16 protein-coding genes, 2 pseudogenes and 1 riboswitch are annotated in these 25,803 nt (G+C 71.0%); of the genes and pseudogenes, 7 read left to right on the top strand and 11 right to left on the bottom strand.

Annotation, left to right across the window (positions count from 1 at the left end):
- Nucleotides 1–64 precede the first annotated feature (64 nt).
- The 3 genes and pseudogenes from AB5L52_RS42270 to AB5L52_RS42260 all read left to right on the top strand — a co-directional run bounded on the left by AB5L52_RS42270 (nucleotide 65) and on the right by AB5L52_RS42260 (nucleotide 3,915).
- Nucleotides 65–1,594, top strand: coding sequence for a sugar ABC transporter ATP-binding protein (locus AB5L52_RS42270; protein WP_369368414.1), 1,530 nt, complete (start codon nucleotides 65–67; stop codon nucleotides 1,592–1,594).
- 53 nt (nucleotides 1,595–1,647) lie between these two features.
- Nucleotides 1,648–2,685: pseudogene (locus AB5L52_RS42265) on the top strand (ABC transporter permease); the annotation flags it as partial.
- Nucleotides 2,686–2,751: 66 nt separating this feature from the next.
- The gene (locus tag AB5L52_RS42260; RefSeq protein WP_369368413.1) at nucleotides 2,752–3,915 is read left to right on the top strand and encodes a substrate-binding domain-containing protein; all 1,164 of its coding nucleotides are present in this window, start codon (nucleotides 2,752–2,754) and stop codon (nucleotides 3,913–3,915) included.
- 7 nt (nucleotides 3,916–3,922) lie between these two features.
- Here AB5L52_RS42260 and AB5L52_RS42255 read toward each other — a convergent pair whose 3' ends face one another.
- From AB5L52_RS42255 to AB5L52_RS42235, 5 genes are all read right to left on the bottom strand, one after another.
- Nucleotides 3,923–5,131, bottom strand: a complete 1,209-nt coding sequence (locus AB5L52_RS42255) for a PP2C family protein-serine/threonine phosphatase (RefSeq protein ID WP_369368412.1) — start codon at nucleotides 5,129–5,131, stop codon at nucleotides 3,923–3,925.
- A 218-nt stretch (nucleotides 5,132–5,349) separates the two neighbouring features.
- Nucleotides 5,350–8,634 (bottom strand): lectin, encoded by a 3,285-nt coding sequence (locus tag AB5L52_RS42250; RefSeq protein WP_369368411.1) that lies wholly within the window; start codon nucleotides 8,632–8,634, stop codon nucleotides 5,350–5,352.
- 354 nt (nucleotides 8,635–8,988) lie between these two features.
- Nucleotides 8,989–10,047, bottom strand: coding sequence for a serine hydrolase domain-containing protein (locus tag AB5L52_RS42245; RefSeq protein ID WP_369368410.1), 1,059 nt, complete (start codon nucleotides 10,045–10,047; stop codon nucleotides 8,989–8,991).
- A gap of 195 nt (nucleotides 10,048–10,242) precedes the next feature.
- Nucleotides 10,243–10,449 carry a hypothetical protein gene (locus tag AB5L52_RS42240; protein ID WP_369368409.1) on the bottom strand — a complete coding sequence of 69 codons (207 nt, stop codon included), beginning with the start codon at nucleotides 10,447–10,449 and terminating at the stop codon, nucleotides 10,243–10,245.
- Between the two features lie 53 nt (nucleotides 10,450–10,502).
- Nucleotides 10,503–11,015 carry a hypothetical protein gene (locus tag AB5L52_RS42235; protein WP_369368408.1) on the bottom strand — a complete coding sequence of 171 codons (513 nt, stop codon included), beginning with the start codon at nucleotides 11,013–11,015 and terminating at the stop codon, nucleotides 10,503–10,505.
- Nucleotides 11,016–11,804: 789 nt separating this feature from the next.
- On the opposite strand from AB5L52_RS42235, the gene AB5L52_RS42230 reads away from it, so the two are divergent.
- Entirely contained in the window at nucleotides 11,805–13,871 is a 2,067-nt protein-coding gene (locus AB5L52_RS42230) for an ABC transporter ATP-binding protein (RefSeq protein ID WP_369368407.1), read from the top strand.
- Nucleotides 13,872–14,112: 241 nt separating this feature from the next.
- On the opposite strand, the gene AB5L52_RS42225 is transcribed toward AB5L52_RS42230, so the two are convergent.
- The 3 genes from AB5L52_RS42225 to AB5L52_RS42215 all read right to left on the bottom strand — a co-directional run bounded on the left by AB5L52_RS42225 (nucleotide 14,113) and on the right by AB5L52_RS42215 (nucleotide 17,396).
- Nucleotides 14,113–15,324, bottom strand: coding sequence for a polysaccharide pyruvyl transferase family protein (locus AB5L52_RS42225; RefSeq protein ID WP_369368406.1), 1,212 nt, complete (start codon nucleotides 15,322–15,324; stop codon nucleotides 14,113–14,115).
- Between the two features lie 123 nt (nucleotides 15,325–15,447).
- Entirely contained in the window at nucleotides 15,448–16,437 is a 990-nt protein-coding gene (locus AB5L52_RS42220) for an NADPH:quinone reductase (RefSeq protein WP_369368405.1), read from the bottom strand.
- Between the two features lie 71 nt (nucleotides 16,438–16,508).
- The gene (locus tag AB5L52_RS42215) at nucleotides 16,509–17,396 is read right to left on the bottom strand and encodes an MBL fold metallo-hydrolase (RefSeq protein ID WP_369368404.1); all 888 of its coding nucleotides are present in this window, start codon (nucleotides 17,394–17,396) and stop codon (nucleotides 16,509–16,511) included.
- A 359-nt stretch (nucleotides 17,397–17,755) separates the two neighbouring features.
- Between AB5L52_RS42215 and AB5L52_RS42210 the strand changes: the two genes are divergently transcribed.
- Both AB5L52_RS42210 and AB5L52_RS42205 read left to right on the top strand, forming a co-directional pair.
- Nucleotides 17,756–19,207: an OmpA family protein gene (locus AB5L52_RS42210; protein ID WP_369368403.1), complete on the top strand. Its 1,452-nt coding sequence runs from the start codon at nucleotides 17,756–17,758 to the stop codon at nucleotides 19,205–19,207.
- Nucleotides 19,208–19,500: 293 nt separating this feature from the next.
- Nucleotides 19,501–19,677 (top strand): dihydrofolate reductase family protein, encoded by a 177-nt coding sequence (locus AB5L52_RS42205; RefSeq protein ID WP_369368402.1) that lies wholly within the window; start codon nucleotides 19,501–19,503, stop codon nucleotides 19,675–19,677.
- Nucleotides 19,678–19,828: 151 nt separating this feature from the next.
- Here the strand turns inward: AB5L52_RS42205 and AB5L52_RS42200 are convergent, their stop codons facing one another.
- Nucleotides 19,829–21,019 (bottom strand): acyl-CoA dehydrogenase family protein, encoded by a 1,191-nt coding sequence (locus AB5L52_RS42200; RefSeq protein ID WP_369368401.1) that lies wholly within the window; start codon nucleotides 21,017–21,019, stop codon nucleotides 19,829–19,831.
- A gap of 216 nt (nucleotides 21,020–21,235) precedes the next feature.
- A riboswitch (cobalamin riboswitch) is annotated at nucleotides 21,236–21,459 on the top strand.
- Between the two features lie 153 nt (nucleotides 21,460–21,612).
- Here AB5L52_RS42200 and metE point away from each other — a divergent pair.
- Nucleotides 21,613–23,922: a 5-methyltetrahydropteroyltriglutamate--homocysteine S-methyltransferase gene (gene metE, locus AB5L52_RS42195; RefSeq protein ID WP_369368400.1), complete on the top strand. Its 2,310-nt coding sequence runs from the start codon at nucleotides 21,613–21,615 to the stop codon at nucleotides 23,920–23,922.
- Here the strand turns inward: metE and AB5L52_RS42190 are convergent.
- A pseudogene (locus tag AB5L52_RS42190) lies at nucleotides 23,822–24,607 on the bottom strand (FCD domain-containing protein); the annotation flags it as partial. The gene metE and the pseudogene AB5L52_RS42190 overlap by 101 nt on opposite strands.
- Before the next feature lie 167 nt (nucleotides 24,608–24,774).
- A complete protein-coding gene (locus AB5L52_RS42185) occupies nucleotides 24,775–25,542 on the bottom strand; it encodes a dienelactone hydrolase family protein (protein ID WP_369368399.1) in 768 nt (255 codons plus the stop codon).
- Nucleotides 25,543–25,803: the final 261 nt, after the last annotated feature.

Below are 25,803 nucleotides of genomic sequence, written 5' to 3'. Positions count from 1 at the left end.
CTGGATCACCCCACTAGGATCGGTGGCGACAGTCGGGAAGAACTCGCCACGCAGCCCCTCGGAGATGTCCGTGCACGACCCTCCCGACGCCTCCGCGGAACCGCTGGTCCGCGTCCGCGGGCTCGCCAAGCGGTTCGGCGGGACCCTCGCCCTGGACGAGGTCGACCTCGACGTCCACGCGGGCAGCGTCCTCGCCCTCCTCGGTCCCAACGGAGCCGGAAAGTCCACACTCATCAAGGTGCTCGCCGGCATCCACCACGCCGACGCGGGACAGGTCACGGTGGACGGGCACCCACTCGGAAGTCATGCCGCCTCCCGCGCCATGTCCTTCATCCACCAGGACCTCGGCCTCGTGGAATGGATGACGGTCGCCGAGAACATCGCCCTGAGCACCGGATATCAGCGCCGGGCCGGACTCATCTCCTGGCAGCGCACCCAGGAGCGCTGCACCGACGCCCTGCGGATCATCGCCGGACACCTCGACCCCGCCACGCCGATCGCCCGCCTCTCCCCCGCCGAGCGCTCACTGGTCGCCATCGCCCGAGCCCTGGCCACGCAGGCGAAACTCATCGTCCTCGACGAGCCGACCGCGCGCCTGCCCGCCACGGACTGCGCCCGGCTCTTCGGCGTCCTGCGCGCCCTGCGCGACCAGGGGCACGGCCTCCTCTACGTCAGCCACCGCCTGGACGAGGTGTACAGGGTCGCCGACGCCTTCGCCGTCCTGCGCGACGGCCGCCTGATCAGCCACGGCACCCTGGCCGGCCACAGCCCCGCCCGGCTGGTGCATGACATCGTCGGCGACGAACCGGCCCACTACCGCCCCGCCACTGTCCCCGCCGGCGGCCCGGCCCTCCTGACCCTCGACGGCGTACGGACCGCCGGCACGGGACCGGTCGGCCTGGAACTCCGGGCCGGGGAGGTCCTGGGCCTGGTCGGCCTCTCCGGCGCCGGGCACATGGACCTGGGCCGGGCACTCGCCGGTACCCGGCCCCTCCTCGGCGGCCGAGCACTCCTCGGCGGCCGGCCGTACCGGCCCCGCACGGTCGCCCACGCCGTCCGCCTCGGCGTCGGCTTCGTGCCCGGCGACAGACAGCGCGAGGGCTGCGCCGCCGAGCTGACCGTAAGGGAGAACCTCCTGGCCAACCCGCGCGCCGGAGGCCTGCCGGCGCTGCACTGGATCGCTCCACGCCGTGAACGCGCCGAGGCCGCCCGCCTGATCGAACGGTTCTCGGTGCGTCCCCGCGACAGCGAGGCCCCCATCGGCACGCTGTCCGGCGGAAACCAGCAGAAGGTCATGATCGGACGGTGGCTCCGGGTGGGCCTGCGCCTGCTGGTCCTGGAGGAACCAACCGCGAGCGTGGACGTCGGAGCCAAGGCCGCCGTCTACCGGCTGCTCGACGAGGCACTGGCCACCGGCCTCGCGGTGCTGCTCGTCTCCACGGACTTCGAGGAGATCGCGGGCGTGTGCCGGCGCGCCCTGGTGTTCGTCCGCGGGTCCGTGACGGCCGAGCTGAGCGGTCCGGCCCTCACGGTCGCCGGGCTCACCAGGGCGGCCTCGGCCCTGCCCTCCGCCGGAACCGCGACCGCCTCATGAGCGCCTCGCCCTCTTCCTCCACGTCCCCGTCCCGGCCGCACCGACGGCGCCACGCCGGACAGCTCGTCAGCGCCTACGGCCTCCTGGCCCTCACCGCTCTGCTCTTCCTGGTCTTCTCTCTCCTCCTGCCGCATACGTTTCCCACGCGGGACACGCTCGACTCGACCCTGTTCAACCAGTCGATCCCCGCCGTCCTCGCGCTCGCCGCCACCGTCCCCATCGTGACCGGCGCGTTCGACCTCTCCATCGGCTACGGCCTCGGCCTGGCGCACGTGATGGTGATGCAGCTCATCGTCAACGAGCGGTGGCCCTGGCCATGGGCCTGCCTCGTGGTGATCGCCGGAGGGGTGGTCGTGGGCGCCCTCAACGGTGCCGTCGTCGAGTTCGGCCGGATCGACTCCTTCATCGCCACCCTCGGGACCGGCGGCATGATGTACGCCGTGACCGGCTGGGTCACCGGCGGCGGACGGATCGTCCCCGGCCCACAGGGGCTCCCCGCCGCCTTCACCGATCTCTACGACTCCAGGTTCCTCGGCCTTCCGGTGCCCGCCTTCTACGTGCTCGCTCTCGCCGTCGCCCTCTGGCTGGTGCTGGAGCGGCTGCCGCTCGGCCGGTACCTCTACGTCGTCGGCTCGAACCCGCGCGCCGCCGACCTGGTCGGCATCCCGACCCGCAGGTACACCGTCTACGCGTTCACCGCTTCGGGACTGCTCGTCGGCTTCGCCGGTGTGCTGCTCGCGGCCCAGCAGCAGATCGGCAATCCCGACGTCGGCCTCGACTATCTGCTGCCCGCCTTCGTCGGCGCTCTCCTCGGCTCCACCGCGGTCAAACCCGGCCGCCCCAACGCCCTGGGAACGCTCGTCGCCGTCGCCGTCCTCGCCGTCGGCCTCACCGGGATCGGCCAGATGGGCGCCGACTTCTGGACGATCCCCCTGTTCCACGGCGGCACCCTCCTTCTCGCCGTCGGCCTGGCCGGCTACTCCGCCCGCCGCCTGTGTGCCGGGGCGGGCGCATCGCGTGACATGCCCGCCCCGCCCCCGGAACCGCCGTCCCCGACACCGGAAGAGGGCACGACGAGCACCCCTCCATGACCCGCGCCACGGTCCTCTCCGTCCCCCTCCGGCCGCGTCACCCTCATTCCTCGGCGAGGAGCTCCCGTGAACCGCAACCGCAAAGCCATCCCCGGCGTCGTCAAGGTGCGATCCGTCTCCCTCGCCCTGCTGGCGGCCGCAACCACCCTCGCGGGATGCCAACGCGGCTCGTCGAACGGCCCCGCGGTCTCCACCACCGGTCCGAGCGGCTGCCCCGCGGCCCAGGCCAGGGCCCAGACCGCCGTCACCCGGGCGGAGAAGACCGACATCCGCTGGAACGGGCCGACGAGTGGCCCCGCAGCGGTGTCCGGCAAGACGATCGTCTACGTCGCACAGACGATGACCAACCCCGGAGTCGCAGGCGTCGCGCAGGGTGTCCGGGAGGCCGCCAGGGTCATCGGCTGGGACGTCCGGGTGATCGACGGCGAGGGCACCCCCGCCGGCATCCAGGCGGCGCTGAGCGAGGCAGTGGCCCTCAGGCCCTCGGGCATCGTCATCGGCGGGTTCGACCCCAACTCCACCTCGCAGCAAGTCGCGCAGGCCACCACCGCGGGCATCCCGCTCATCGGATGGCACGCGGTCGCCTCCCCCGGGCCCAGCGCGAAACCCAGGCTCTTCACCAACATCACCACCAACGTCGACGACGTCGCCGCGATCAGCGCGCAGTGGGTCATCTCACGCTCCCACGGCCACGCCGGAGTCGTCCTGTTCACCGACGCCTCGATCCCCTTCGCCAAGCACAAGTCCGAGCTGATCAGGAAGGGGCTGGCCACGTGTGCGGGCGTGCGGATGCTGGCGTACGAGAACATCCCGATCCCGGACGCGAGCAGCCGTACCCCCAGGGAGGTCTCCTTCCTGCTCTCCCGCTTCGGGAGCCGGTGGACCTACTCCGTCGCGATCAACGACCTGTACTTCGCCGATGCCGCCCCCGCCTTCCGCTCGTCCGGTGAGAAGGGCTCCGGCCCGCCCTTCAACATCGGCGCCGGCGACGGCGACCCGTCCGCCTTCCAGCGCATCAACAGCGAGCAGTTCCAGGCGGCCACCGTCCCCGAACCGCTGTCGCTGCAGGGCTGGCAGATCCTCGACGAGTTCAACCGCGCCTTCTCCGGCCGTCCGGCGAGCGGATATGTCGCACCCGTGCACGTCTCCACCGCGGCCAACAGCGAAGGAGCCACGACCTGGGACCCCTCGGGCTACCGGGACGCGTACCGGAAGATCTGGGGCAAGTGACCGAGAGTCACCGGCGCTGCGGGCGCCATTCGAAGAGCAGGATGGTCGCGTCGTCCCGCAGTCGGTTGCGCTGGTAGTCGAGGATGGCGTGGATGAGCAGCCGCAGCACTTCGGCCGGGCGCTGGCCGGCGGCGTTGGAGCGGATGATGAAGTCGGTGAACCGGTCCAGGCCGAACTCCGCGCCCTCCGCATCGCGAGCCTCCACGACACCGTCGGTGTAGAGCAGGACGCAGTCACCCGGTTCCAGTTTCGTCTCGTGGACCTGCCGGGCTACCGGGGCGAGCGGGCCGGCCAGGCCGATCGGCGGCTGCGGGGGGCTGTCCAGCGCCCCGGCGAGCACCCGCTCGGCACGGATCAGCAGCGGTGGGGGGTGACCGCAATTGACCCAGCGCAGCACTCCGGTCACGGCATCGAGCCGGCACAGCACACCGGTGCAGAATTGGTCGGGCAGCCACTCGGCGAGCGCCCGGTCGACGGAGTCGACGACGTCGGCCAGGTCGCCGCCGCCGCGGCGGGCGTTGCGCGCCGCCGCCATGGCCACCGACGTGGTCAGGCCGGCGGTCAGATCGTGACCCATCGAGTCGAGGATCATGGTGTGCAGCACGTTCTTGATCACCGAGTGGTCGTAGGCGTCGCCGGCGATGTCGTACGCCGGTTCCAGGACCGCGGTCGACACGCACCTTCTGCTGCCGACGGTGCGGGGTGGCAGGAAGGCCCGCAGCATTTCGGCCGGCAACTGCATGGGCGCGGTGCGGGAGCGGGCGTGGAGCCAGTCGCTGCAGGCGCGCTTGGAGGTGATCAGCATGGCGAAGAGATGGGCCAGCATCCGGCTGCGGCGCATCCGCACCTCGTCCTGCGTGGCGGTCCGTACCGCGAGCACGCCCAGCCGCTCCGCACCGTCGATCAGCGGCATCCAGATGATCAGGCCGTCGTCGGCCGCGTCCACCCGCGGGGAGACCGTGCGGTACGCCCAGCCGGCCGGCGAGTGGTCCACCGGCAGCGGATCCAAGGCCTCGTCGAGCGGGATGAGGAGCCGTTGCTGCAGGTCGACGAGGTAGATCGACGCGGTGTCCAGGCCGAGGGCCGAGGCGCACCGGTTCGCCAGGTCGGTCAGTTCGAAGGGCAGGGCCTTCTGCGCCTCGCTGATCAGCTCTTCCAGCCGATTCTCGTCGACGGCGGTGTCGGGACCGGAGAACGGGTGCGATGGGTCCGACACACGGATCACCCCTTCCGTGCCCAGTCTCACACCGATTCCGCCCTCTCTCACGTCAGACACGACCGCGGCGAGGGCGGGAACGGGCCCGGCACGGCGGGGTCGTGTCGTCGGGGCGCCCTGCGCGGCCGGAACGGCCGGGCTCGCACGCCCGGCGAGGCCGGTTTCCCGCGGCTCGCGCCCCGGGAACCGGCCCCCTCGTCGTCAGTGTCTGCCGGGGGTCACTGGCCGAAGGCGTAGGCGAACAGGTGGTCGGTGCCTGTCGAGCCCGTCACCGGCAGGGTGATCGACGCCACCTGCTTGGACGCGTCGAGCGGGAGCTTCGTGGCGAAGACGTAGGTCTTCACACCGTCCCGGCCCCCGCTGCCGGTGTTGCGGTAGCCCGTCGTGACGGCCGTGGTGTCACCCGCGATCGGCTTGCTCGAACCCCCGTTGAGCGTCCAGTCGGAGAAGCCGACCGTCGCCTTCGAGGTGGTGCCGTCGGTATAGGTGACGGTCATCGTGCCCGAGACCCCGCTGCCGTCGGTCGGTGCGTTGGCCGCCGTGCCCAGCAGGCCCAGCGACGCACCCGACGTGCCGGCCGGCATCGGGATGGTCTGGCCGGCCATCTCCAGGTTGTCCAGCTGACCGGACGTCACCGTCGGCCAGGTGTAGGAGATGCCGTCGACCGTGACGGTGGAGCCGCTGGTGACGCCGGCCGCCGCCAGCGCATTCTGCGAGAACGCCCAGCCACCGTTGTCGAAGCCGCCCGAGAAGTTCGTGCCGTCGGGGTAGATGCCTTCGTTGGTGTCGTACGGCCACAGCTCGCCGGCCTTGGCCACGGCCACGCGGAGGGCCGCCCCGCTCAGTGCCGCCCCGGTGCCGTGGTCGGTCAGCGCGAAGGTGACCGGGAACGTTCCTTCACTCGCGCCCGCGGTCACGTGGACTTTCGCCTGGGCGCTTCCCGAGGCGGGCACCTGCACCGAGCCGGACGCGGGGGCCAGTGTGACGCCGGAGGGCGCGGTCGCCTTCCAGTCGACGGTGATGTCCTTGCCGCCGAGGTTGGTGAGGTCGAGCGTGCCGTCACCGGACGCGCCCGGCGGGAGCACCAGGCCGTCACTGGAAGGGCCGGTCGCGGCCAGGACGCGGTCGCCGCCCGTGGTGTCCGACGGCGGCACCGCCGACGCGTCGGCGGCCCAGGACTTGTCCGGCTGGGTGCCGAGGGTGAAGTCGAGCGTGCCCGCGCCCTTGAACTGCTGGTACGTCAGCCAGGATGTCTTCCACTCCTTGCCCTTGACGTCGAGGGACTGCACGTACGGGGCCTCGGGTGCCGCCTGCGGCGCGTTGATCCGCACCGTCCTGCCGCCCGCGAAGGTCACCTCGGCCAACGGGAACGCCGGGCTGCCGAGCGCCAGGGTGTCCGTGCCCGGCGTCTCGGGGTACATGCCCAGCTCGGACCAGACGTACCAGGAGCTCATCGCGCCGAGGTCGTCGTTGCCGAACGAGCCGACCGGGGCATTGAAGTACAGCTTCTGCTGGGCCGCGCGGACGGCCTCCTGGGTCTTCCACGGCTCGCCCGTGTAGTCGTACTCCCAGGGGATCTCCACGCTGGGCTCGTTGCTCAGGTCGGCATTGGTGTTGCCGGGGTCGGTGATGTTGGCGAGCAGGCTGTCCAGGTAGGACGAGTACGCCTTGGCACCGCCGCGTGCCTGGATGAGCTGCCGCAGGTTGAACGGGACCATCGGCGTGTACTGGGCCGACGTGCCCTCCACGAAGCCGTTGGAGGTACCCGGGGTGAAACCGCCCGCGAACTGGCCGTCCTTGTCCTTTGCCTGCATGTAGCCGGTCTGCGGGTTGAAGACGTTCATCCAGTCCTGGGCACGGGTGGCGAACTTCTGGTGGACGGCCGTCCTGCCCAGCGACTTCGCGAAGGCGGCGAGGGCGTAGTCGGCGGAGTCGTACTCCAGCTGCGTGGAAACGGGGCCGTAGAAGTTGCAGCAGCCGTAATCGTTCTCGTCCAGCGGGAGGTAGCCCTTGGTGTCCCGGACCGACTCGCCCGGGCGGTCGTTGTTCGGGACGGTGGCCTCGTGCTGCAGGGCGGCCAGCGCCTTGTCCGCATCGAAGCTCCGGGCGCCGAAGGCATACGCGTCGGCGATGATGCCGGCTGCCGGATCACCGACCATGACGTAGCTCTCGCCGTTGTTCGAGGCCCACTTGGGCAGCAGGCCCGTCTGGTCATAGCCGTTGAGCATCGAGGTGACGACGTCGCCGGCGACCTTGGGCTCGACCATCGCCATCAGCTGGGTCTGGGAACGGTAGGTGTCCCAGCCCGAGTAGTTGGCGTACTGGGCCTGCTGGCCCCTGGCCAGCTCATGGATCTGGTTGTCCATGCCCATGTACTGGCCGTTGTCGTCCGAGAAGACGTTGGGGTGCAGCAGCGCGTGGTAGAGCGCGGTGTAGAACTGCACCTGCTGGTCCGCGGAGCCGCCGCCGATCCGGATCTTGTTCAGCACCGCGTTCCAGGCGTCGTGGTTCGCCTGCTTCACGGCGTCGAAGTCCCAGTTCCTGATCTCGGTGGCGAGGTTGTCCGCCGCGTTGGCGTCGCTGGTGTAGGAGATGCCGACCTTCGCTCTCACCGTCGTATGCGTGGAGGTGTCAAACGTCACGTACATGCCGTTCGCGCCCGTCGTGGGGGGCTCGTCGGACTTGCCGACGTTCCCGTGCACGGTGGGGGACGGGGCGGTGGGAACGGTGAAGTGCCTTTCCTTCAGCGGTTTTGACGGGTGTGCCGGCAGGTTCTGCCGGGCCTTGCCCGCTTTCAGCGACGTCGCTTCGGGGTGGATGGTGCTGCCGACCCAGGTGCCGCTGGTGGTGAACGGCTGGTCGAACTTGACGTCGAAGTGCAGGGTGTAGTGGTTGTTCGCGCCGCAGAAGTGACCGCTGTCGACCGACCCGCTGATCTCCTTCTTGTTCACCACCTGGACGCGGGTGCCGTCCACCTGTGTGGCGCCGCCGCTGAGCTTGAACAGCAGGTTCGCCTGCCGGCCTGCCGGGAAGGTGAACGCGCCCAGGCCGGCGCGGGTGGTGTCGGTCAGTTGGGTCGTGACCCCGCCCGCGTCGGTGACCTTGTACTGCCCGATGCCGGTCTGCTCGTCGCCGTGGTTGAAGCCGACGGACGCGTTGCCGAGGTCGCCCGACAGGGTGCCGGTCAACGGCAGGACGGGCAGGTCTCCCGCGACGCCGCAGCCTGGTCCCGAGACATGGGTGAGGCTGAAGCCCGACAGTTTGCCGTCGTTGTACTCGTAGCCGCCGCCGGAGGGGCGGTCGGGCGTCGTGTCGGGACCCCACTGCACCATGCCGGCCGGCATGTCGGGGCCGGGGAAGGTGTCCACCTCTCCGGAGGTGCCGATGAGGGGGTTGACGAGGGACGCGGGGTCCTTCACCAAGGCCGGTGTCGCGGCGCTCGCGGCATGGGCGTCGCCGATCGCCGGGAGCGGGAGTGCCGCGATGCCCAGGACGGAGATCACGGCCAGGCGTTGCCGGAGTCTTCTTCGGTTACGTGGCGCAGCTGAACGTCGGGGTCGGACCATCGGTTGCCTCCGCAGCGGTTCGTGCTTCGCACAGGGGGTGACGTGTCGAAGGACGGGGACGTCAGTGACAGGCAACGGTGCCGGTCGCCTCGGACGGCCTGACAACGTTGCCATCAACGAGTGTCGAGTGAAACGCGTGGGCTTAGGACATGTCAACGAGGTCAACAGCAGTTTCTGAGCGCGAAGTTCGCAGCGGGGCGCTTGGGGCCACGCCGCCGAGGTGGCGCGGAAACGGTCATGCCGTTTCCGGCTCTCCCTCGGCGGCAGGGTCAACGGACGGGTCAGGCCGCACTATTGATCGCACAGCACATGGTCGGTGAGGGTCTGTACCGCCTTGTTGAGCCGGTCCTCGTTGACGAGCGCGGTGGTGGACGTCACCGACACGGTCACCGCCCGACGGCCGTCCGCGCCGACCGCCGGCCTTCCGTACACTCCGAAGCCATCACCCTCGTGCATGGAGTAGACGCCCCCGCAGGTCAGGGGCACGACCCGCAGTCCGAGTCCGTATCCGCCCTGCTTGCCCGCGGGCGGTACCGGCAGGTCGTCGTACGCGACCGTCCGGCGCATCAGCGCCCACTGGTCGGCGGGCAGCAGCCGTCCGCCGGCCAGGGCGCGGAAGAACGTGTCGAGGTCCGACGGGGTGCTCACCACACCGGAGTCCGCGGTGTGCTGGAAGCTCTCGTCGGTCAGGTCCACCGGCTCGCCTCCGGGCCCGTCGATGGTCACCCGCTCGTGCGGGCCGATCAGATAGGGGTTCTCGCCGGGGATATAGGTGTGCCGCAGGCCGAGCGGGGCGTGTCGCATTGCGATCGCGACGAGTTGGGACGGCGGGGTGGCGTCGTACCGTGCCTTGTTGAAATGGTGCAGCAGCTCGTCCCGTATGCCGGGATCGTTGATGTAGTCGTAGATCCCGCTGGTGTGCTGGAGCAGGTCGCGTACGGTGATCCGACAGCCGTCGTTCCCCTTTCCGTGCACCACTCCGGGCAGCCACCGTTCCACCGTGTCGTCCAGCGAAAGCCGCCCTTCTGCGGCGAGTTGGAGCATCACCACCGCCGTGAACGTCTTGCTGGTGCTTGCCACCCGGAACTCCGGGTCCCACGGCACGGGCGCGGTCGAGCCCGTGCCCGCTGTCCCGTACCGTGCCCGGAGCACAGCGCGGCCCGGCCCGTCCACCCGGGCCACCACGTTCACATCACCTCCGCCGGCGGCCCGGACCGCCGCCAGATCCCGCCTCAACTCCCCTGCCGAGTAGCCCCCACCCACCGCGTGCGCCCCGGCAGGCGCCTCGCCCACCCCGCACGCCATGAGTGCCGCGACACACGCCATGACCGCCGTACGCTTCCCCGCCACGCTGACACCTCTGTGCTCGGCCCGACTCTCTCCTGACCCATGTCAGTCAACTGGCCGCCGCCTTCCCGGTCGATGGAGCTGCCACCCGGGCCCTGGTGGGGCCGGCCCCCGTAGCGCAGACCGGATTGACGTGAAGTCATGAAGCCCTGCTTGAACTCGCTGGTGTCCGGGAGTCCTTCGACCCCGTCCTGTGGGTCAGCGCAAGCGTGCGAGTTCCTGGCGGGTCTTGACGGTGTCCCGGTGGTGTTCGCCCAGCACTCGTGTCCGCAGGGGCAGCAGGTCGGCGTCGGCGGCTGCCGACCCTGAGGTGTCCCCCGCTCTGCCCCGCCACTCGGCGAGGTAGCTCCAGGCCTTGAGGGTGTCGGGATGCTCCTGGCCCAGCAGCCGCGCACAGTCCTGCACGAATTCACCGAGAGCGGTGGCGGCCCGGACCGCGTCGCCCGCCTCCCCCCGCCTCAGGGCGAGATTGCCGCGGGCTCTGAGGGTGGCGGGGCGCCCGTCGCCCCGCCTCCGCCTGCTGTCCTCGACCAGGGGTGGCGTGCTGCCACTTCCGGCCGCTCCACATAGCAGTCAGCTTCGAACGGCACATCCCCCAACACCCGGCACACGACCGCCGCCTGTCCTTTCTCATCGGCGGTTCGCCGTAGATCCAGCAACTCCTTTCTCTCCGCTTGCTTCAGACGCATTGCCTCCGCCAAGGCCGCAACCGTCTTGTCCGAAGGAACTCCCCCGCCCTTTCTCAGGGCGTTCCACACGGTGGTACGGATCAGGCGTGCGTTACGAGCGAGTTCGGTCTGGCTCATCCGGGCGTTGACCGCTGCGTCGTTGAGCCTGTTGCGCAGCTCTGTCAGTGCGCGCTCGCGCCTCTCCTTCTGCACTCTGCCCCCCAACTGGTGTTCAGCAGTGTTCATTTTCTCCGGCTGCACCACGGCGAACACCTTTTCCGAGACGTTGGTCCACGTCGCCATCCCACCGACTACAGGGAGCTGGTCATGTCCGACCTCGCAGCCGTTCTGTTCGCTGCCGCGCTGGGGCTGATCCTGGCATCGCTGGTCGCCGCCGCAGCGGGCAAGCTCGCACGCCGGGAGGGAGCCTCCTACCCCACCGCCATCAGGCACGCCGCCCTCGCCTTCGCCGGGAGCCTGACTCTCGCCGCCGCCGTCACCGGTGCCCTCGCAGCGATCCTCTCTGACCCCAGGGAGGCAGGCCGGCGACGGCTGCAGCCACTGCCCTCCGCGCCCACCGAGTACGCCTGCACCACCACCTCGCACTTCATGCGCCACTGCCCGGACGCACCGGCCGCCATGACCACGAACAACGCGCTCGGCGTTTCGGCCACCACCGTGCCGAACCCGACCCCGTGCGCAGCAAGGGTCGGTGCATTCCGCACACACCAACGCGCGCTCTATTCCGGAGTTCGGCGTCCGACCGAAACACGTGTGTTCGAAATTCCCGCGGATTCGTTGAGCCCCACGAGTCGGCCAACTTCCGTCGAAGGAAGCCACGTTGACTATGGGCCACAACACAAGAGGAACCGATCGGGAGGCACCGGACGCGAGCGCGATGGACGCGTTCTCACAGCGCCCCGGTCATTCCGAACCACTCATGGAGGACTTCATGAACCCCGTGCCTGTCACCCTGAATCAGCCCGCTGGATTCGAACAGCATCAGCCTGGCGCCCTCCACAGCGTCAGCCCTGTAGAGCACGCCGGCGCCGCCGGCCCGCGCTCGGCACGACCGGATACGAGGTGGGGTGCATGACCGGCGCCTCACACCGGAAGCAGCAGGCCCAGCCCTCCGGTGAACCGTCGTCGTCCGAGAAACTGCTCTTCGGCGGCGAGCTGGAGTACGACCTGGGCTGGAACCAGCACCGAGGGGCATGGCTGAAGCTCGGCATGCGGAACATGGCCGCGAGCCTGCCCCGCCAGATCGCCATCGCCGTCCGCCTGGCCCGGCAAGCCGACCCCCGCGCCCTGTACGTTCTGGCGGCTGCCGAGATCGGACGCGGTGTCACCCAGGCGGTCTCACTGGTCGCGGTCAACAGACTGCTGACCGAGATCCTCGCCGCCGGCACCACCGTCGACCGGCTCCGGGGAGCGCTCCCCTCGATGGCCTTCGTCGCCGTGATGGCGGTGCTGGGCTCGATGCTGCACTCGGCTTCGACTGCCGCCACAGGGATGTTGGAGCCAAAGGTCCAGCGGGTCGCCACGGAACGGTATCTGGGCCTGGTGGCGCGGGTGGAGATGAAGGCGGTCGAGGACGATGCCTTCCACAAGCTGATGGACTCGGCGCAGTGGGGCGCGGACTCGGCCCGCCGCATGGTCAAGTACTCGACGACCGTGGTCAACGCCGCCATCTCCCTGATCACCGCCGCCGGAGTGCTGACGGTGCTGCACCCGGTGATGCTGCCTCTGCTGACCGCCATGGCGCTGCCGAGTGCCTGGGGCTCGCTGGAGATGGCCCGCCAGCGCTACACCAGCTGGCAGAGGTTCGTCCAGCACGCCCGGGCCGCACAGTTGCTGAGCCAGCTGCTGATCGACCAGAAGGCCGCCGGCGAGGTCCGGGTGCACAACGTCGGCCCGTTCCTGCTGGAGCATTTCCACGGTATGGCGGAGACCAGCGAGCGGGAGCAGACGCGGCTGGCGTGGGTCGGGGCCCGGACGGGCCTGACCGCTGACGCGGCACGTGGGCTGGCCACACTGGCCACCTATGGGGTGCTCGGGCTGCTGCTGTGGAACGGGTCGATGCCGCTGGCGGTGGGCGGCACGGCCGTCCTCGCGATCCGTACCGGCTCGACCAGCATCAACAACCTGGTACTGACCGTCGCGGACGTACAGGAGGAGTCCTTGTTCGTCGCCGATCTCGACCGGCTGTGCACCGAGGCGGAACGCCAGGCCATCCCGGCCACCGGGCGCGACGTACCGTCCTCCTGCAAAGAAGTCCGCTTCGAGAACGTCACCTTCACCTATCACGGCGCCGACCAGCCGTCCCTGCGGGACGTGGACCTGGTCTTCCCGCTGGGCAAGACCATCGCGCTGGTGGGCCGGAACGGCTCGGGCAAGACGACCCTCACCAAACTGCTGTCCGGCCTGTACCTCCCGGACAGCGGCCGCATCGTGTGGGGCGACGTCGACGCGGCGCAGGCCCGCCGCGCCTCGATCTTCGCCCGGATCGCCATGGTCGCCCAGGACTTCCAGCGCTGGCCCTTCACCGCACGGGTCAACATCGGCATCGGCAGTCCTGGCCGCCCCATCGACGACGCCCTCGTGGACGCCGCGGCGGCGTACTCCGGCGCCGACGAGGTCCTGGCGAAGCTGCTCCACGGCAAGAACACACTTCTGGTCCGCGGCTACCAGGGAGGACAGGACATCTCCGGCGGGCAGTGGCAGAAGGTCGGACTGGCCAGGGCCAGATACCGCACCGGGCGCGACACGAGCCGGCCCAGTAGCGCACCGTGGGGCACGGGCGGGTCGGAGCCGGGAGCCGACATCCTCATCGTGGACGAGCCGACCAGCGCGCTCGACCCCGAGTCCGAGCAGCGGGTCTTCGACCAGATCCACCGCCTCGCCGGAACCGGGCAGACCACCGTGCTGGTCACCCACCGCCTCCACAGCGTCCGGCACGCCGACCTCATCTACGTCCTGGACGAAGGCCGCGTCGTCGAGCACGGCACCTTCGACCAGCTCATGGACCCCGACCTCACCGGCGGCATCTTCCGCAGGGTGTACGAACGCCAGGCCCAGCAGTTCCAGACCGCCCAGGTACCCGAGCAGAGCGGCGTCCCGGCCCCGGCGATGGAACCCGCCGGCGAAGGAGCCGAATGACAATCCGGTTCGGTGTCTGTCTCGCCACCGGCGCACTCGCCACGCTCGACGCGATCCGCGGCAGCAGACCGCTGCTGCGGAAGATGACCGCCGACGGAGCACGAGCGGCCGGCTGACCGCCGCCGGTGGCCCGTCGCTGCGACCGCAGCGGCGGGCCACCGGCGGCGGTCGCGGCGGCCCTGCTGCGGCACATCACCTGACACCGGGGCCGGCGCGTCGCCCCGGGGGAACGCGGGTGTCGTCAACAACCGGTGCTGAGCAGCGAGTTGAGTGTCGCGGTGAAGGTGGTCGCCGAGTAGTCGGCGTGTGCGCGGATCCGGGCGGCGATGGCGTCGGCTCCGCCGGCCTCCACGAGGTGGACGAGCCGGTCGGCGCCTCGCTCGTGGGCTTCCCGGGTGTCGGGGAGGGTGGAGAGGTAGAAGTCGCCGGCGTCGTAAGCGATGTGGAACACATGCTTCTTCACGTCGCTCAGCGTGAGGTAGTCGTCGTCGGTCGTCGGACGGGGTTCGGGGGCGCCGACGCACAGCACCGGGGTGCCGGCGCCCCAGGCGTTGACACACAGGTGATAGGTGTCCGTGATCACCAGGCGGTAGCGGGAGAGGACGCGGACCAGGTCGCCCATGGTGTACTCACCCGGGCGGGTCGGGATGTGGCCGACCTGGGAAGGGATGTCGCGGTCGAACCACGGCAGCCATTCGAGGGGCGCTCCGAAACGAGCGGACAGTCCCTGGCAGAAGGCGGGCAGCCAGCCGGGGATCGGAGTACGGGCGCCGAGGAACACACCGATCGCACCGCCCTCCGGGACCTCCTCGGACCACCGCGTGGCCGGGAGGTGGTCGAGGTCGCCGGGGCGGGACAGCAGCGCCGCGTCCGAACCGAAGTAGTCGGTCGCACGGTCCCCCCGCAGGTGGGCGATCTTGGCCGCCGAGAGCGGGTCGCGCATCCAGACGCGGTGGCTTCGCGTCATCAGGCGGGAGAAGCGAGGGCCGTACTCCTTGTCCTCGTAGTCGGACTGCGTGTTGTGCAGGATCGTGCCGCCGTAGCTGAGTGTGCGGGCGAGGAGTTCGTCCGGCTGGTCCGCCAGCAGCAGGGTGCGGTGCAGCAGCGCCCGGGCGGCGTCGCGGTCCCCGGCGATGCCGAAGTCGAGCAGGCGGTTCGTCGCGTCCTGCGCCAGATAGTGCCGGGTATGCAGGAAGTCGCCCCAGAAGACGACCGCGTCGTGGTCGCGGAGCGAGCCGAGGTGCTCGGTGAGCGCATGGAAACGGAACGGGACATCGGCCGCTCGCACACCCGCGCGCAGCGGCACGGTCTCCGGCGGATGGAGCGTGTACCAGGTCGCGTCGGTCTCGACCCCCATACGCCGTCGCAGGGACTCGAAGGCCAGGTCGACGGTCAGCATTCCTGTGTTGCGGTAGCCGATGTTGGGCGCGGTGATGACGGCGACGCGTGCCATGTGTTCGTCTCCCCTGAGCCGTTGCCGACGCCTCGGCATGTGGCGCTGACAGCGGCCAACGTACCCAGTGACGCCGCTGCGACGTCGGCCCGCCCCTTGACTGGCTGCTTTCCGACGGGCAGGTCACTCGCCGGCTGTCAGGTCCGTGCGCAGGACCGCACGGCGTCCGTGCAGTTCGCCCTTCTCCATCCGGGCGTGCAGGTCGGCCGCCGCGCTCAGCGGGAAGACCTCGATGCCGCCCGAGCGCAGAGCGTCCTGGCGGAGGAGGTCGTTGATGCAGGCGGCGGCTTCGGCGAGTTCCGCGGAGGTCGCGTGGGAGATCACGAACCCCACGACGGAGCGGTCGTTCATGTAGAGCGCCCCGGCGGGCAGTACGGGACGGGTCGCGGCGCCGGCGAACAGCACCACGCGGCCTCTGCGGGCGAGGAGGCCGACCGTGGTCTCCAGGTCGTTGACGCCCGCCGTGTCCAGGTACAGGTCGAGCCCCGAGGGCGCGGCCCCGCGGATCCTCTCGGTCAGGTCCGGATCCCGGTAGTCGAACACCTCGGCAGCGCCCAGCTCCGCGCAGTAGTGCGCGTCGCGCGCAGCGGCCGTCGCGAGGACCCGGGCGCCGGCCCGTACCGCCATGGTCAGCAGGGCGCTGCCGACGCGGCCCGCGCCGCCGGCGACCAGCACGGTCTCCCCCACGCGGAGCCGCCCGTGGACGAACAGCGCCAGATACGCGGTCGCCGCCGGATGGAGCACGGCGACTGCGGCGTACGGGTCGACGCTGTGGGGCAGGTGGTACAGCCGGTCGGCCGCCACCACCCGCTCCGCCGCCGCGCCCTGCCTGCCGCCGTGTCCGAGGCTGTTGCACCACACCCGGTCCCCGGCGCGGAAGCCGGTGACACCGGGGCCCGTCTCGGCGACCCTGCCGACCAGGTCACGGCTCACGACGAAGGGGAAGTCCATGTGTGTGGGGAAGAGGCCCGACCGCACGAACGTGTCCACCGGATTGACCGTGGTGGCCAGGACGTCGACCAGCACATCGGTGGGGCCGGGCCGGGGAGCGGCGATCTCGCCGTACCGGATGACGTCCGCCGGACCCAGCTCTTCGATGTAGGCAGCACGCATGGGATGACATGGTTCCACATACGTCCGCTCAACCACCGGATCGTCTCGTTACGACGGCTTCGACCGGACCGCTACCAGCGCACCGCAGTGAAGTCGACGGGTCGCGGCTTCAGTTCACCCGTGTGCTCCGTCAGCCTGCGCAGTCGCCTGGCCATCTCGTCGGCGGGCAGGTGCCAGCGGTCGCCGTGGCCCGGCAGCAGCCACTCGAAGCGCAGCCGGCCGGCGGTCCGCGCCAAGGAGGCGGCCAGCTCGGTGATGGAGTACCAGGTGACGCTCTCGGCCACCTCGAGGTCCCCGGTCGTACGTGACCAGTAGAAGCTGTCGCCGCTGAAGCAGTACCGCTCGTCGACGACGTAGAGCACGCTGCCCTGGGTGTGGCCGGGCAGCGGGTGGGCGATCACACCGTCCGCGATCTCCGCCGGGTCGGTGCCGTGCAGGACGTGGTCGGCGTCCGGGACGGCGTCGAGGTCTCCCTCGTGGATCCACAGCCGCGCGCCGAAGCGGTCGGCGTAGCGCCGGCCGTGCGCGACATGGTCGCGGTGGGTGAGCAGGACGTCGGTGACGGCGCCCAGTTCCTCGTAGCGGGCGGCCAGCTCGTTGCTCCAGCGCGGGGTGTCCACCATCATCACGGTACCGCCGGGGCGACGTAACAGGTAGGAGTTGGCGGCCGCGGTGTGCGTGGAGTTGTGTCCGCACAGGTACACGGTGTCGTCGAGGGCCAGCGGGAAGGGGTCCTGTGCCGTGTCCAGCCGTCCGCCCGGGGGACGGATGGAGCGGGTGTGGCAGGCATGCGCGGCGGCGTTCAGGAGCCGTACCTCGGCGCGGTCGCGTGGCTGGCGCAGGACGACCGAACGGCCGTCGGCCTCGCCGATCAGGTCGGGCGCGAGCTGCCGTGCGACATCGCAGTTGGTGCATCGCTCGTCCACGTACCAGCCGTCCTCGAACCGTTCCTCGCCCATGGCTCGTCCATTCCGCGTCTCTTCCGCCATCCGGTTTCTCTGTCTCCAGAGGTATCCACGCCCCTCGGATAAAGGAAGAGGGCCCGGATCTTGTGCTTGCGGCGGGGCGCTGCTCTGAGCGGGCCGCCCTGGGGAACGGCATGCGTTTCAGGTCAGGGGGCGGCGGGTCGCCTCGGCAGGGGTCCGGATGTCCCCGGAGGGCACTGCCGGGTGCACCGCGGACTGCCCCGCCGGGTCCCGACGCCAGCCTGGGAGGGGGGTATGCACGCGACAGCAGGCGGACGGACAGCGCCGCCGAAACGCAGCGCACCGCCGGCAATCGCGCGGCCACCTCCTACGTCCATCGGATCCAGCGATACGTGGACGACTCCGCCCCGGCCACGCCCCAGTTCGACGCGGCGTCCGGCGACCGGCTGCCGGCCTTCGCGCTGAACGAACCCGCGGTCACCGTGACCCTCGACCAGGGCGGCTTCCAAGGCACGGTCGGACGACACGGCCCGGCGACGGCCCCGGTCACCCTGACCTGGTCCAACGACCCTTCGCTGGCCATGAATTCCGAGTTCGGGGCCAAGGAGTTCTACGCCGTTCCGGCCGTCGTGGCCGCCGCGAACCGGTCGCTGGCCGACTCAGGCAGCTACGTCCGGCTGGCCCCGGGCGGCCACTCACTGCCCAACGCCGACGGGGAGCGGCTCGTGGTGGTCCGGCCGCGGCTGGCGAACGATCTGGACGACGTCGTCCTGACGAGGTTCATGCACCTGGTCCAGCACGAGTGCGTGGAGGTCGCCCAGAAGCTGACCGGCGGGCCCCTGGGCCATGCGGTCTTCCGCGGGCCCGGCGGCGAGGCCGTCGCTTCGGGCATCGGCCCCAAGGGGGTCACCGGGCTCCCGCGGCTCGCCGGCGCGCTGACCTCGGCCCGGCCGCCGAGGAATCCGCGCGAGGCGGCCGGGGCGACGCAGAGCGCCGATCCGGAGCAGGCGCCCGGAGAGGCCTACGGCACGAGCCTGTACCACCAGGAGCTCCAGGACAACGAGTACGCCATCGGCCTCAACGAGCACGCCCGGGCCCGGGTCGGCGAGGCGCTCACCACGCAGACCATCGGTTCCGAGCCGCGCCCGGGCGTCCCCGGGAACTTCGACTTCTCCCGCAACCGAGTGCCCGCCGAGCGCATCTGGGTCTACCACTACGCCGCCGTGGTGGCCGAGAGCAGCGACGGCGGCGACCAGATCACCCTGGAGAACTTCAACCGCAACACACTGATGGAGCAGTTGCTGCGCGAGGCCGCACGGCAGACCGCCGAGGCCTACGCGGGCGCCAACCCCGGACAGGTCATGCCGCCGCCGCAGGCCATGCGGGCGGCCCGCGAGGTGCTGGAGCGGGAGACCAGGTCCGCGATGGGCGACATGTGGTACTTCAAGATGTACGAGCCCGGTGGCGAGCGCAGCTTTCACGCCAAGAACCGCATCACCGCGCTCAATCCGCTGACGGTGGCCACCACGACCGTCCCGCACCTACTGTTCGAGAACCACTCGGACGTCCTGCTGCCCAACAGCGCCGCCCTGCTCGACCGGGTCGCCCCGGCGTGGCGGCAGTCGGCGGCACCGATCGTCATCGAAGGGCACGCCCGCGGTGGTCCGCTCCCGCCGCGGAACCTGGCGCGCAAGCGGGCCGACGCCGTGGTGGCCCAACTCGTCGGGCTCGGCATCGCCCGCGACCGCATCACCGTCAGGACCCGGGCGCACAGCGATCGTCCGATGGCGGCGGTCTACCCGGCGGACCGCCCCGAGGAGTACGTACCGGGCAACCGCGCCTGACCGCGCCGCGGCCCGGCTCGTCACCCGGTTCTCAAGGATGTCGTACGGGTCTGTCGAATGCGCGGGCTCCCGATCGACGTGAGGGTGAAGGCAGGACACCCCACGGACTTCAGGAGCATCCATCGTGACCGTGACCGCGGACATGGCCATCTCCCTCGACGGCTACGTCGCCGGCACCGGCGTCCGCGTCGACAACCCGGGAGGAGACAGCGCCGAGCCGCTCTTCGAGTGGATCCACAGCCTGGCGAGCTGGCGGGGACCGGAATGTCGACATCGCGGGCGGGGCGAGCACGGTGCGGCAGTACCTCGGGGAGGGCTTCATCGACGAGCTGCAGCTGCACGTGGTGCCGGCGCTCCTCGGCGCGGGGCAGCGGCTCTTCGAGGGAGTGGGCGCCGGGGGGCGGAGCCTCAAGCGGGTCAGGGTGGTCGACACACCTCTCGCCACCCACCTGAAGTACCGCTTCGTGTAGCGATCCCGGACGCATGCGTGTACCCGCCGGATGCAGGGGGCTGTGCGACCGCGAAACCGCGGACGCCGTAGCGCCACCGCCACGGCGTCCGCGGTCTCGCGCGGTGTTCTACCGCGATCTCGCCGCGCGGCGTCCTACCTCGTCGGCGAGGTCACCGCTTCGGCTCCGCGCTCTCGGCGCCCAGCGCCCAGGCGCCATAGGCCGCCCCGGCGGCCTCGAAGGAGAAGATCACGTGGGACGCGGCGGTGTTGACGTCCCGCCAGAACCGCTGGACGGGGTCGGACTCGAAGTGGCCCGTCGTGCCGGTACCACGGAAGAGGCGTTCGGCGGCCGACACGGACAGTTCGACCGCCAGCGCGAAGTCCCGGGGCCCGCGGACCGCCGCCTCGCCGTCCCTGGTCTCCTCGACGCCGTCGGCGACCCGCGCGGCCCGCTGGACGAGGAGCTCGGCGGCGTCCACCTCGGCCGCCGAGCGGGCCAGGTCGATCTGCACCGGCGGCTTCTCGCGCAGCGGGGCGCCGCGCCGGTCGGTCCGGCGGAGGTTCTGCTCGGCCGCGGCGCGGACCGTGCCCCGCGCGGCGCCCACCACGGGGACGGCGAGCGGCAGGGCGTTCAAGGCGTGCACGGGGACCGTGTGGCACCGGGCCTCGGAGGCCGTGGCCCGCCCCGCGTTGATGTCGAACCGGGACAGGGTCAGCTCCTCGGGCACGAACACGTCGTCGAGGACCATGGTGTCGCTGCCCGTCCCGCGCATGCCCAGGGTGAACCAGGTGTCCTTCACGGTGATGTCGGCCCGCGGCACCGCGAAGAACCGCACCTCGCCCCGCCCGTCGGGGCCCGTCTTGCCGGGTACGGCGGAGCAGGCGAAGACCCAGTCGGCGAAGCGCACCCCGCTGATGTACTTCCACTCACCGCTGAGCCGCCAGCCGCCGGAGACGCGCTCCGCCTTGCCGGCCGGCATGAGCGCACCCGCCATCAGGGCGTCCGGCCCGTCGGCCCAGAGCACCGCCTGCCCCTCCGGGGGCAGGAACGCCCCGTAACGAGCCGCGTAGGCGGACAGCGAGGCGGCCCAGGCCGCCGAGGCGCAGCCCTCGCCGACCAGGATCACCGCCGAGGTCATGTCCACGAAGCCGCCTTGCGTGCCGCCGAAGGCCGCGGGCACGAAGTGCCGGGCGAACCCGGCCTCCCGCACCGCCTCGACCACCTCGGGCGCAAGCCGCCGGGCGGCCTCCGTCTCCTCGCTGCACCGCGCCGCGATCTGCGCCACGCGCGGAGCAGCGGCGACGACCTCCGCCACGCTCGCCCTCTCGGCCAGGATCGCCGCTGTGCTGTCGCTGAGCATATATTCGCCACCTCCACTGGGATGGCCGCAGTCTCTCCGGCCGAGCCCGCGACGGGCCGCACCCAAGCCGGGAGCGGCCCGTCAATCACCCGACCGGCTTCAGGCCGCCGCGGCCCGCCGGCGGGCCGCGGGGACGCGCGGGGCACGCCACGGCCGCGTGTCTCACCTCACCTTCCGAATGCCGGACGTGTGCCACCGCACCGCGGGTGGCCCCGTAGGGTGTCCCCTGCAGCTGGTTCGCCCCGTCAGCCAGGCGGGACGCGTCGTAAGAGGGAACCCGGTGGGAATCCGGGACTGCCCCGCAGCGGTGAGCGGGAACGACCGCCGTCATACGCACTGGGTCCGAGGTACCGGGCCTGGGAAGCGACGGCCAGTAGGTGTCCTCCTGGGGGAGGACGTGCCCGCGAGTCCGAAGACCTGCCAACTGCCCGCGTGCGGGACACCTCGTGCGCGGACATCCCGGTGACCTCGAGGGCGGGTCGGCGTACCGAACCGAACGGACGGCGTGAGCCGTTGCCGTGCGGTCCGTCACCCCTTCGCGCTCGCGTCCCGTCGCCGGGATCTCAGGGATTCATCTCGCGAAGGAGATCTCCGTGACCAGCAGGTCCGCAGCCGCGGCAGCACGGGCCACCGTGTACGGCTACCCCCGTCAGGGCCGAAACCGTGAACTGAAGAAGGCGATCGAGGGCTACTGGAAGGGCCGCGTCACCGCCGACGCCCTCCGGGCCACCGCCGCCGGACTGCGCCGAAGCACCTGGCGGCAGTTGGCGGACACCGGCGTCGACGAGGTGCCGACCGGCGACTTCTCGTACTACGACCATGTACTCGACACCACCGTCATGCTCGGCGCGATCCCCGCACGCCACCAGGAGGCGGTCGCCGCGGATCCGCTCGCCGGGTACTTCGCCATGGCGCGCGGCACCCAGGACGTCGCCCCGCTGGAGATGACGAAGTGGTTCGACACCAACTACCACTATCTGGTACCCGAGTTGGGCCCGGACACGGTGTTCACGGCCGACTCGGCCAAGCAGGTGGCGGAGCTGACGGAGGCCCTCGCGCTGGGCCTGAGCGCCCGGCCCGTCCTCGTCGGGCCGGTCACCTATCTGCTGCTGGCCAAGCCCGCACCGGGCGTGCCGGCCGACTTCGAACCGCTCACGCTGCTGGACCGGCTGCTGCCGGTGTACGGCGAGATCCTCGCCGACCTGCGCGCGGCCGGTGCCGAGTGGGTCCAGCTCGACGAGCCCACGCTCGTACAGGACCGCACCCCGGCCGAACTGAACGCCGCCGCCCGCGCCTACCGCGACCTCGGCGCCCTCACCGACCGGCCCCGGCTGCTGGTCGCCTCCTACTTCGACCGGCTCGGCGAAGCCCTGCCCGTGCTGGCGAAGGCCCCGGTCGAGGGCCTGGCCCTGGACTTCACCGAGGCGGCCGCCGCCAACCTGGACGCGCTCGCCGCCGTCGGCGGGCTGCCCGGCAAGCGCCTGGTCGCCGGCGTCGTCAACGGCCGTAACATCTGGGTCAACGATCTCAAGCAGTCCCTCGCCACGCTCGGCACCCTGCTCGGTCTCGCGGACCGGGTGGACGTGTCGGCGTCCTGCTCCCTGTTGCACGTGCCGCTCGACGCCGGCCTGGAACGGGACATCGAGCCGCAGATCCTGCGCTGGCTCGCCTTCGCCCGGCAGAAGACCGCCGAGGTCGTCACCCTCGCCAAGGGCCTCGCCCAGGGCAGCGACACGATCGCCGCGGAGCTGGCCGCGAACCGGGCCGACCTGGCCTCGCGCGCCCACTCCCCCATCACCCGCGACGCGGCCGTACGGTCCCGGGCGGCCTCCGTCACCGAGGCCGACGTCCGCCGTTCCCAGCCGTACGCCGAACGGGCCTCGGCGCAGCGGGCCCGGCTCGGTCTGCCGCTGCTGCCCACGACCACGATCGGTTCGTTCCCGCAGACCGCCGACCTGCGCACCGCCCGCGCCGACCTGCGCGCCGGCCGCATCGGCACGACCGGCTACGAGGAGCGCATCGAGGCGGAGATCCGGGAGGTGATCTCCTTCCAGGAGAAGACCGGACTGGACGTCCTGGTCCACGGTGAGCCCGAACGCAACGACATGGTGCAGTACTTCGCGGAGCAGCTCACCGGTTACCTCGCCACCCAGCACGGCTGGGTCCAGTCCTACGGCACCCGGTACGTCCGCCCGCCGATCCTCGCCGGTGACATCGCGCGACCGGCGCCGATGACCGTGCGCTGGACGCGGTACGCCCAGTCGCTCACGGACCGCCCCGTCAAGGGCATGCTCACCGGCCCCGTCACGATGCTCGCCTGGTCCTTCGTCCGGGACGACCAGCCCCTGGCCGAGACCGCCCGGCAGGTCGCCCTCGCCCTGCGCGACGAGGTGAACGACCTGGAGGAGGCGGGGACTTCGGTCATCCAGGTCGACGAGCCCGCGCTGCGCGAGACCCTGCCGCTGCGCGCCGCCGACCGCCCCGCCTATCTCGCCTGGGCCACCGAGGCGTTCCGGCTCACCACCGGTGGCGTTCGGCCGGACACCCAGATCCACACCCACATGTGCTACGCCGAGTTCGGTGACATCGTCCAGGCCATCGACGACCTCGACGCCGATGTCATCAGCCTGGAGGCGGCTCGCTCCCATATGCAGGTCGCCCGGGAACTGGCCGCCCACGGCTACCCGCGCGAGGCCGGCCCCGGCGTCTACGACATCCACTCCCCCCGCGTCCCCGGCACGCAGGAGGCGGCCGGACTCCTGCGCACCGGCCTGCGGGCGATCCCCGCCGAACGGCTGTGGGTCAACCCCGACTGCGGCCTGAAGACCCGCGGGTGGCCGGAGACCCGCGCCTCCCTGGAGAACCTGGTCGCGGCCGCCCGCGCGGTACGAGCGGAGCTGTAGCGGACCCACAGCGGACATCCGGCCCGGGCCACCCCGTGGCAGCGGGGCTGGGAGGATGCGGCACATGGTCACGGCTGTGGAGTGGGGGCGGATCCGGGAGACTCTGCGCTTCGGGCAGGTCTTCCGGGGCACCGTCGTGAAGGTGCCCCGACCCGGCGCGATCGGGATCTTCGTGGACATCGGCCTGCCCGTAGGAGGCTTCGTCGACGTCCTGCTGCTGCCCGAACAGGAGGAACGCTGGCCGCCGGAGGGTACGGTCGCCGATTTCGAGGTCTGGTGGGTGGACGACCGTCAGCAGGTGCGGCTGAAGCCGTCCGATCCGCTGTATCTGCGGGCGGACTTCGCGGAGTTCGCCGCGCGGGTCAGGCCCGGTTGGCCCTCCGACATCGGCCGGCTGGTGCCGGTCCGCGACCCCGCCGGTCCGGATGAACTCGCGGTGTGCGGCGAGCATTTGGCGAACGCGCGGGGGCTCGCCGTGCTCGAAGGCGGTGACAATGGCGTCGTGCTGGGCGAGGATCGCCTCGGCGCGGGCGAAGTCTCCGGCTGCCGCGGAACGTCCGTAGGACTGGGCGCGGTGCGGCTCAAGGACCTCCCACAGCCGGGTGACGAAGCGCAGCAGCCACTGGTTGTCGCACCGGTCTGGCAGGGCGAAGTGGAAACTCCGGTGGCGGCGATCACTGCCGGTACGTCGTCGGCGGCGGTGGCGGCGCGCTGGGCGTCGACGGCGGCGCGAGCGCCCCTACCGGCCGCGAACATCGAGCGGCAGCTCACTGACCGCGTGCGGGCAGGGGCCCGGCTCCCGCCGACGGGCGAGAGCTGGGCCGGTATCTTCTGGCCGGAGAAGGCGCCGCGTCAGCCGACCGGTGACGTGACGTCCCGGCCGAGGTGCCGGACGAAGAATCGGACCGCGCTGTCCGCCTCGAACCGGGGGTGCTCCTTGTGGCGGCCCGCGTTGGCGTGCAACGTCTTCTTCTTCGAGGCGAAGGCGTCGAACAGCGCCAGACCGGAGTCGCGCGGGATGTGCTCGTCGTCCCACTGGAGCATGAACGCGATCGGGATGGTGATCCGCTGCGCCGTCTCGGCCAGGGCATCGGGCCAGTGGAGGCCGAAGACCGCGGCGCTGATCCTGGGCTCGACCGCCGCCAACGGCACGCCGATCGCGGTGCCCATGTTCAGGCCGTAGTAGCCGACCGGCCCGTCCGCGCCGATCTCCGGCAGCTCCTGGAGGGCGTCCAGGGTCCGCCGCCACTCCGGCACGGCGCGCTCCGCCAGTTGAGCGTTGTAGCGGACGACGACCGGGCCCTCCGGCTCGCCCGCCGCCCTCGCCCGGTACAGCTCGGCGATCTCCTGCTCGTCGTACGCCGTGCGCGGCCGGCTGCCGTGGGCGGGGGCGTCGATGACAGCGACGTGGAAACCGCCCCCGGTCACGAGGCGGTGTGCCCGGCCCGCCATCGCAGGCCACTTCTTATGTGTGCCGCCACCGTGGCCCATGAGCACCAGGGGGGCGCGTTCGGGGCCGGATGCGGGCGACCAGAGTACGCCGGGGATCTCGCCGACAGTGAAGTCGCGTTCGATGACACCGTCGGCCGATGTCTCGGCAGTGAAATGCACAGTACGCATGATGTGTTGCCTTTCGGGAGTCCTTGTTGTCGAGGGGCTCCCGGCGACACCTATGTCATGCGCCGACCGTGGAGACGAGGGGGAGCACCCACACTGCTGCAGCGTTCATGGGTCTCACCTCCTCGGGTGGCGTCACGGTCGAGTGGAAACTATCAGCGCGAGCGTCGCCCAGCCCACCTCTTTTTCTCTCTGCGGATTTTTTCTCTCTGCGGGCGGCGTGGTGGCATGGCATGGAATTGCGGCATCCGGTCGGCCGAGATC

The sequence above is a fragment of the Streptomyces sp. CG4 genome (genome assembly GCF_041080655.1).
In the GTDB taxonomy this organism is placed as follows: domain Bacteria; phylum Actinomycetota; class Actinomycetes; order Streptomycetales; family Streptomycetaceae; genus Streptomyces.
The sequence above is the reverse complement of the archived record's forward strand: the minus strand, read 5'-3'. Positions and strand labels throughout refer to the sequence as shown.